At 33.1% G+C, this 9006-nt stretch carries 8 protein-coding genes; 5 read left to right on the top strand and 3 right to left on the bottom strand.

Annotated features, from left to right (window positions below; translation table 11 throughout):
• Both AC3B5B_RS08365 and AC3B5B_RS08360 read left to right on the top strand, forming a co-directional pair.
• The coding region (locus tag AC3B5B_RS08365; RefSeq protein WP_489769904.1) for an AAA family ATPase at positions 1-647 on the top strand (647 nt) is incomplete at its 5' end.
• Positions 648-649: 2 nt separating this feature from the next.
• Positions 650-982, top strand: a complete 333-nt coding sequence (locus tag AC3B5B_RS08360) for a DUF5388 domain-containing protein (protein ID WP_489769903.1) — start codon at positions 650-652, stop codon at positions 980-982.
• Between the two features lie 131 nt (positions 983-1113).
• Here the strand turns inward: AC3B5B_RS08360 and AC3B5B_RS08355 are convergent, their stop codons facing one another.
• Positions 1114-3888 (bottom strand): BspA family leucine-rich repeat surface protein, encoded by a 2775-nt coding sequence (locus AC3B5B_RS08355; protein WP_489769902.1) that lies wholly within the window; start codon positions 3886-3888, stop codon positions 1114-1116.
• Between the two features lie 221 nt (positions 3889-4109).
• On the opposite strand from AC3B5B_RS08355, the gene AC3B5B_RS08350 reads away from it, so the two are divergent.
• From AC3B5B_RS08350 to AC3B5B_RS08340, 3 genes are all read left to right on the top strand, one after another.
• The gene (locus tag AC3B5B_RS08350) at positions 4110-4520 is read left to right on the top strand and encodes a hypothetical protein (RefSeq protein WP_489769901.1); all 411 of its coding nucleotides are present in this window, start codon (positions 4110-4112) and stop codon (positions 4518-4520) included.
• 1074 nt (positions 4521-5594) lie between these two features.
• Positions 5595-6647: a ParM/StbA family protein gene (locus AC3B5B_RS08345; RefSeq protein ID WP_489769900.1), complete on the top strand. Its 1053-nt coding sequence runs from the start codon at positions 5595-5597 to the stop codon at positions 6645-6647.
• A gap of 2 nt (positions 6648-6649) precedes the next feature.
• Positions 6650-6937 carry a hypothetical protein gene (locus AC3B5B_RS08340; RefSeq protein ID WP_489769899.1) on the top strand — a complete coding sequence of 96 codons (288 nt, stop codon included), beginning with the start codon at positions 6650-6652 and terminating at the stop codon, positions 6935-6937.
• 426 nt (positions 6938-7363) lie between these two features.
• On the opposite strand, the gene AC3B5B_RS08335 is transcribed toward AC3B5B_RS08340, so the two are convergent.
• Both AC3B5B_RS08335 and AC3B5B_RS08330 read right to left on the bottom strand, forming a co-directional pair.
• Entirely contained in the window at positions 7364-8263 is a 900-nt protein-coding gene (locus AC3B5B_RS08335) for a MepB family protein (RefSeq protein ID WP_489769898.1), read from the bottom strand.
• The gene (locus tag AC3B5B_RS08330; protein ID WP_489769897.1) at positions 8260-8712 is read right to left on the bottom strand and encodes a DUF5839 family protein; all 453 of its coding nucleotides are present in this window, start codon (positions 8710-8712) and stop codon (positions 8260-8262) included. Before AC3B5B_RS08330 ends, AC3B5B_RS08335 begins: the two co-directional genes overlap by 4 nt.
• Positions 8713-9006: the final 294 nt, after the last annotated feature.

The following is a 9006-nucleotide window of genomic DNA, read 5'->3' as shown; positions in this document are numbered from 1 at the left end:
TTCAAACCGGCGACGAAGTGATCACCATAAATACGTCATTAATGACCGCTATTAATACCAATATGGATCTTAATGATATTGCCATAGAAATCACCGATAATTTATTTTTACTTCCTAACGCCGTCGATTTTAGTATGTACAGTCGTTATTTAGATAAAAACATTAAGACTGAAAAAGCAAAAGTCGATTTCTTTAAAGACAAAATTAAGAATTTAAAGGAAAAATACGACTTTATCTTTATTGACGTACCGCCAACGATCTCTTTAGCCAACGACACAGCATTTAACGCCTGCGACCAGATTATCGTGGTCTTACAAACACAGGAGCGCTCATTATCAGGCGCAGAAGTCCTAATTGACTATTTACAGAAGACCCTAATTGACGACTTTGATTCAGAAGTAGACGTAATGGGAATTTTACCAGTTCTATCTAAGCGAAACGCCGTAGTGGACACGGAAATTTTAAATTCGGCTATTGAAGAGTTCGGTGAAGAAAATGTCTTTGAACACAAAATTATGCTTATGGAACGCATTAAACGCATGGACATGACAGGAATTACTGACAATCCTAAAGACCCTTGGGATAAGAAAGTTCATAAGGCATTCCAAGGCGTGGCCAAAGAAATCTTAACGCGGATAGGTGATTAAATATGGGAATGCTAAATCATGATTCTGCCAATAACAAGAGTAAAAAACTAGAACGCGGAACTAAAGTAACTATTAGAAATCAAGTTAAAAGAAATGACGTTTTAGAAGAGGACAATCCAAATACTGTTACTTTCCCTATCAATATTAGAGTTGATAATCATATTCGCAACAAAATAGCTGCTTTAATTAACCTCGGGCTAGGAAAATCGCAAAAGGACTATGTAAATAGCTTGGTAGAACAAGCAATAGAAGAATTATCTGATGGCGATCGTACGCGTTTTGAAAAAATGTTTGAAATTTTGGAAGAAAAGGACCAACTTAAGAATAGAAAGTGAATGTTAAGTGTATTTAACACTTTGTTATAGATTAATTATGTATAGAAAAAGTCGGTATTTGGAGCACCGACTTTTTTAATAACTTAGTTTTTAAATTTTTCAGTCCAATTAACTATTAACTAGTCAGATATCTAATTCTTAACATATAAAATATCAATAACTTGATCCGTATCATTGGAAGTAACTGTTTGTTCAGCAACTGTCTCTTGACTAGCAGTATATCCGCTAACTTTCGGTACCATTACTTCATCCCAAGTATCAGTATGCCAAGTTCCATAAACTTTATCTCCTGTAACTAAATCTTGGTAAACATTACGTTGTAAGATTGCCACTTGATCTTGGCTCTTAATCTTTCCACTTGGATAATGGAAGTTAATAGTCCGCGTAATTGACTTAGTTTCAAAACTAGTACGAATCTGGTGATCTACAGCTACTTGAATAATTTGATTTCCTGAAGTATCAACTGTAATTGTAGTTTGCGGTTGATCAATGATCTCATAACCAGCTGGTGCATGATAGTTAACATTCAATACATCGCCAACGTAACCTGTTAATTGTTGTGTTCCTACTTCCTGACCGTCATCCAAATATTGAACAGTAATTGTTTGTTCCATTGGGGTGTAATAAATATCAATTGTTTGGTCTTTACTATCACCAGTAACTGCTTGCTCAGGTACAGTGGTCTGACTAGCTTGATAGCCATCGTATTCTGGAACAGAATAAGCATCCCAGTTAGCTGTTGACCAATCACCATAACTAACCGTTCCGTCATCGTTATTAGTAACATAACATTGAATCGTTACTGTCTGTAATTCTGTCTTGACTTGTCCATCTGGCTGGTAAACATTGATTGATCGTGTAACGGACTTTCTTTGGACTGTATTAGTTATTTCTGGTTGCGTATCCCATTCATAAGTGGTTATTTCAAGGCGATTTGGCATTGACATTAACTCATCTGAAGTATACTTTTTACCTTTATTGACACCATTCATTGCTACCCAGTGCGGTGAGATAACAATTTTATCTGTACCAGGTACTTTAGTATCTTTACGAACTTCCGGAAGAGAGGCTTTATACTTATTTTGATCAGTTAAAGTTGTTTTAGGACCTAAAGTCAGATGATACAAATTGTCATCCTGGACGAACATGTCAGACATCTCAGTAACATTTGAAGTATCGAAATTACTTAAATCTAGACTTGATAATGAAATACAATCTTCGAACATGAAGGACATCAAAATAGCATTAGAAGTATCAAAATTACTTAAATCTAGGCTTGATAATGAAGTACAATTGTAAAACATATTTCTCATATCAATAACATTAAAGGTATCAAAATTACTTAAATTTAAGTTCGTCAATGAAGTACAATCCCAGAACATACCGTCCATGTCAGTAACTTTAGAGGTATCAAAATTACTTAAATCAATGCTTGGTAATGATTTACAATCTTCGATCATATATCTCATACTAGTAACATTCGAGGTATCAAAATTACTTAAATCCAGGCTTGGTAATGATTCACAACCTAAGAACATGCTCATCATGTCGGTAACTTTAGAGGTATCAAAATTACTTAAATCTAAACTTGGTAATAATTTACACTCCGAAAACATTGCTTCCATACTAGTAACTTTAGAGGTATCAAAATTACTTAAATCTAAACTTGGTAATGAGGAACATTTTTCGAACATAGCGTCCATCTCAGTAACATTTGAAGTATCAAAGTTACTTAAATCTAGACTTGGTAATGATTCACAATACGAAAACATGAATTGCATGTTAGTAACTTTAGAGGTATCAAAATTACTTAAATCTAGGCTTGGTAATGAGTGACAATCCGCAAACATTGCTTCCATACTAGTAACTTTAGAGGTATCAAGATTACCTAAATCTAGTTTTATTAATGAATAACAATTTTCAAATATTTCACTCATATTAGTAACATTCGAGGTATTGAAATTACTCAAATCTAGACTCAATAATGATTGACAATTAAGGAACATGCTATTCATACTAGTAACTTTAGAGGTATCAAGATTACTTAAATCTAGTTTTATTAATGAATAACAATTTTCAAATATTTCACTCATATTAGTAACATTCGAGGTATCAAAATTACTTAAATCTAGGCTTGGTAATGATTCACAACCTAAGAACATGCTTGCCATGTCGGTAACTCTAGAGGTATCAAGGTTATTTAACCCCTCAATTTCTTCAAGGTTCCTTAAATGACTAAATAAGCCATCTGATTTTTCATTAGCAATAACACCTTTATCAAAAACTATTTTTGTTAATTCTTTCGTCCAATCTGAAGAACTGTTAAAAACTGCATTATTTCCATGAATACCATTATTGTTTTTTCCTTCAGAGCTTCCCAACATACCAGCATGGAAGTGTAAGGTATAATCATTTGTTTCATGAACAAATTCCCATTTACTTGTTCCCCAAACACCGCTGGCAATAACACTATCATCTGGATTATCTGGTGTCGACTGTCCATTATTGGCTGTTTCTGCTGGATTGGTTGTACTAACTTCAGATTGATCAGTATTATTATTTACAGATGAATTATCAACTTGATCACTATTATCTTCTAATGAGTCATTACCAGTAACTGTAGAATTTTCATAATTATTAGCCTGTACATTTTGATTATCTGCTGCTGGTGCCTGTGTACCTAGTTCTTGTGCATTTACATTAGAAACAACTTCTTGTTCATCATTATTAGTCGACTTTATAAAGGAAGTACCACCTGTTGCAGGCCCATTTACTTCTGTCGGAGTAGTTACATTTACTTGTTCCCCATTATCATCGGCTTTAACTGTTTGTTGCATTAATGTCAAACCGCATACTAAACCCAATAATGCACCAGTCGTAGTCAAAACCCTTTGCTTTCCATTCAAAACATGTTCCTCCTATTCTTATGTAAATCAATATGTTATCGATTACACAAATAATTCTAAGCCTCAAATTAACTCAATTCAAGGTACTTTAGTATTTAATTTATTTTGTTGTAATAGTGGAAGGAAAGTGAATGAGAAATGATAGATATTACAATCTTGGATACGTAAACGTAAATCAGACGGGTATAATAAGATTTATTGAAAGGGAGGAAGACCTACTAATGAACGATCAAACTCAGCAAATCAAAATTCTCCAACAAAAAATCCAAGACTTGGAACAGCAGAACTTACAAATGCATGTCGAGATCGAATTAAGGAAACAAGGTAATTATTATCCTAAAAAGTACTGTAAAGAAGAGCAAAACAAATTTGATAAGCATAACTCTAACAAAAAAGTGATTCAAGATAATGATAATGGCAAATTTATACCCAGCAAAAATCAACGTAAAACTTTAAAGGTATCTCCCCAAACTAAAGAAGAAGTTGAAGAACTAAAAAGAGAACTAAGAATGGGATTTAACTATGAAGTTATCCAATTTTTAATTGATAATTATGTACATGAAAAGATGTCTCCTCAGCAACAAAAACGATTTAAAGAAAACATTGATTTTTACGAAAATGGTCCTAAATAAAATTATAAAATTAAGAAGAGTAATTCATTCATAATTCAAAAAGAAAGTATACCGAGTATATCAAATATACTAAGTATACCCAGTATACTTTTATGTTAAAAGTATGGTATCATGTAGACGTATAGAAAAAGAGCCAGCGCTGGAAACACTGACTCCTTTGTAAAGTTGCTAAGACGGCAACCATCAGATTTTTTATTAAAAGCTAATAATCGCTAGCCTTGCACGGCTAAGGCGATTATTTTTATTTTTGGCCCTTTTTGATATATTCAAGAACCAGCATCACAGCATCAAATATTGCTTTACTGCCTGTAATGATAAGCTCCAGAATCTCAAACAGAGACTCCTTGCTACTCCTTTCCTAAATTATAATTGAATGGTAAATATTATTAATTGGTGATAAAATGATACTGATTACACATACAACCAGCTTATCTCCTTTAAAATAAAGAATATAAAAGGAGAACAATATGCTTGAAATATTAAGAACAAGTATGTATGCTGGCTTTATTTTACCGAAGTACATAAAAATAGATTCATTAATACTTTACTTAGTACGCATTTTATCGGATAGCTTCTTAGTTTCTTTAATTAAATTTTTTGGTAAAAGATTAATTAAAGTAATTTTGGCTTACTATCCAAAAGCGATCCATTTCTTAATTAAAACAATTACTGATTTTCATAATAGTAACTAATAATATTGATTATAAAAGAGATGAGTTGTAAAATATGTGTGATCCGATTTGTTTATATCGTGATATATGTGTTTAAGAAAATACCCTGGAATTTTATCCAGGGTATTTTCTTACCTTCTATTGCATGCTTTTCCATTGAAAAACATGCAATTTAATTTGCTTTCTAGAAATCAATTTTTTATAAACAAATGTTTTAGCATGTATTTACATTTATAGCAATGTTTTTAAATGTAAATACATGTCTCAGATCAAAGATGAATCGAACAAAAAACAAGTTTTTGCATATTTTCACATGCAAATAGTTGCATTTACGATTTTGCACGCTATAATAAAGCATGTAAACACATATAAAAACATGTTAAAACAAAAAGGAGAAATCACTATGGAAATTTTTAGTTTAGATTTAGGCAATAAAAACTCAAAGTTAAAGGACAGTAAAAGTGAATATATTATTCCTTCACGTTTCGTTAACAAAGCTGACGCACCTCTTCAACTAGGAGCAAACAAAAAGAACAACGTAAAAGAGTTCAAGTCTATGTTTGACGAAGATTATTACTTATGGGGTGAGGGGATTAACGATTTACACTTAGACAATTTAATCCAAGACACATTGTCTAACTACGGAAATCGTTATACAAACGACTCATTTAAGTTACTAGTTGAATTTGCTTTAGGATTACTTGCCAGCGACTTTCCTTCTTCTAAAAAAAGCGTTCTAGAAGTTCAAAGTATTGTTGGCGTACCAACTGACGATTTTACCAGTCAAGAACGTTTAAAAACTTTAAGCAAAGATTTAAAAGGACGTCATCAGATAGAAGTTGACGGCGAAACTTACTCTATTGACGTTAAGGAAGTTAAAATTTTACCGCAACCAGTTGGTACTGTGTGCGAGGAAATGTTAGATGACAAAGGATACGTTAAAAATGAGCATTACGAAACTGATAAAATTGGTATTGTAGACATTGGCGGCGGTACAGTTTTATTAGATACTTTGAACAACATGGATCTTAACACCGTTGATCGACGTGAATATAAGACCGGGATTAACTCATTAATCAAAAATATTGCTTCCAACTTAGACTTAGACGTTGATACCAACGATTACCAATTAGAAAAAGCTTTAATCAAAGGATCAGAAGCACGCGATTGGAACTATTCTCCCAATGGTAAAGCCGAAAGTGGAAATAATATTACTTCTTCAGTTAATAAACAAATTGATCGTTTTACCAAAAAGCTAATCAGTGACGTACAATCAACATTAGATATTGACGGATTAGCTGAACTATTGATTACCGGTGGTGGTGCAAACTTAATCAATAAAGACTTAATCACTAATAAAATCCCTAACGCTGTCTTCATTAAAGATTCAGAAGTAGCAAATGTTCGTGGATTTTACAAGTACGTGAAATCACAACAAGTAAGTAAGGAGGTCTAATTTTGAGCAAAATAGAATATGTTCAATTAAGGTTAAATCCTGATAATGAACGAGATCAAAGGATCTTAAATCAGTTGCAAAATACTAATATGCCCAAAGCAGCATTTGTAAAAATGTGCATCTTAAATGAAATTGACGGACTACATGCAAATCAAGTTCTGGGTCCAAATTCAGATTATATTCAAGATAGTTATTCAACTGACAATGATAGTTCTCCTATTTCTGAACCGAAAGGCAAAGAGCAAAAAAGAAAGACTTTAAATAAAAGTTTTGGAGAATTTAATGGTTAAAGAAACAAAAAGCGGGTCAGCAAATGCTGATCCGTTTTTTATCACATACTGAGATTAATCATCTTTAAGATAATCTTTAATTCAAGAATGAACTTGACCACTGAGAGATTATTTTTCCATGTTATAATATGTAAGTTGCGTCCCCAACACAGCAACATTAGGGGGTGAGACACATGTTAAACTTTTTCTTACAGATTATTTCTGGTATTATTGTCGGCATATCAGTAGCTTTCATTAAAGAATGGCCTGATAAGCACATGAGGAAATAACCATATAAAAAAGGCGTTCTTAAAACTTTTGTCGGAAAGTTTTTGAGCGTCTTTTTTTGTCGCTTGAAACACATGTTGTATAACTTTTTCTTACATAACTATATTACCACGCAACGTAGTTTATTACAAAGAAACTTAACCTGTATGGTAAATTCTCTCAACCAATAATCCTCTCTAAAACTTCCATATCAGCTTCTCGATCATTTGATAAATCAACAAAATAATCTGTTTGCCATTCTAACTCTTTTAAAGCAGCTGCATTCAATCCCGTTTCCCAACTCGGATAAACACGCAATGTCATTTTTCCTTTGACTCCTGTTTTTCTTAAAATACCATGCTTCAACAAGACTGTTTTTGGAAATAGGAACTGGCCCTGGTGCATACCGTCAACAATATTGATTAAGGTAATATCAGAACTGCTATTCATGTCAAATGCCTGTTTTTTACCACTTTCATCACGATCATATAAGGACACAGAGTATCCTTTACGTACAGGTGTCTTTTTAGCAAGTCTATTGCGAAAGGAAATGTCGAACATTTTAAAATAAAAGCCCTCATATTTTTCCATTTGCGGTTCTTTGTAGCGGTACTTCACAGTCATACCTAAGTATGGTAACAGTGTTTTATTGATTATTTTTGAAGACTGGTAAGTGTACTTCTTATGCTTTTTCGGCGACTTAACATAATTGTAAATACTAGGCGTTAACTCGGGCGCAAAATCGTCTAATTTATCATTAGTAATTACTAGAACCCGTTTCATATGTTGAACTTCAGCAAGTGCATTTTCGCCGTCTTCAGCAGTCACTATTTTGCTTTCTAAAACAACGCCTTTTTTGTGGCCATACCTTGTACCCACTTCTACGATCTGGCCAAATGGTACCCTATCACTCTTAAACTTTTCTTTGTGGGGCCGATCTTCCGTGTTGATTGTTAAACGGAACCAATAAGCGCCATTAGAAAGTTCATACGCACCCGTTTTATCATTTTTGTTCAAATGCCGCACCAAAACTGCATGTTTCGGGAACATTTTCCTGCTTACATTTTTATCTTCAGTCATTGTTTGCTACTGTCCTCTAACTGGATCTTCGGCTTTGGAAAAGTTACATAATCACTTCTATCAGCCAATAGATCAAACTTAACTAATACTTCCCAAAGTCCTGGAGCTATATTGTTCAAAGATTGCGTCGTTACCCTAGTTACTCTACGCATTTTCTTAATAACTCGTTTAGGTATTACCCCCGTTACTTCCATATTTTCTAAAACTACTGCCGGTCTTGGTCCATAATTCGTTTTGACCATAATGATATTACTAGCTGGAACTTTTGTCCCTCTAAACTTACTAAGCGGCTTTCCTTCAACTACCAACTTAGTATTCGTTGAAATTTGATGCCAATAAGCCTTGGGAGCAAAGCGATACCTACCAGTATTTTTATTCTTTAGCAATAACACAGCTTTAACAGCTCGTCTAACCTTCCTTGGTCTACTCTTCTTCTTTTTCTTACTCATGAAGATTTTTTTCCAAACTATGATTTGAGAAAACAACTACCAACGTTAAAACTAAAAGCATAAGAACTACTAACTTGCTAACAACATATTGAATATATCCGCTGGCAATTAACATAAAAACCATGCCTGCAAATAAGAAAGTTGAGGTCCAAGATTCTAAATGTAATTTAGTTATTCGACCAATTTTTTAGATAAAGCTACTAAAAAAAACAAAGTATTCAAAACATAGAAAACAATTGAAAAAGCCGTTCTATCAAGTCTTATCAATTCAATTGTTAAAGAACATAAATTAAT

It is taken from the genome of Bombilactobacillus sp. ESL1187, assembly GCF_058107155.1.
Note: the sequence above shows the minus strand (reverse complement) of the source record. Positions and strands in the feature narration are given on the sequence as shown.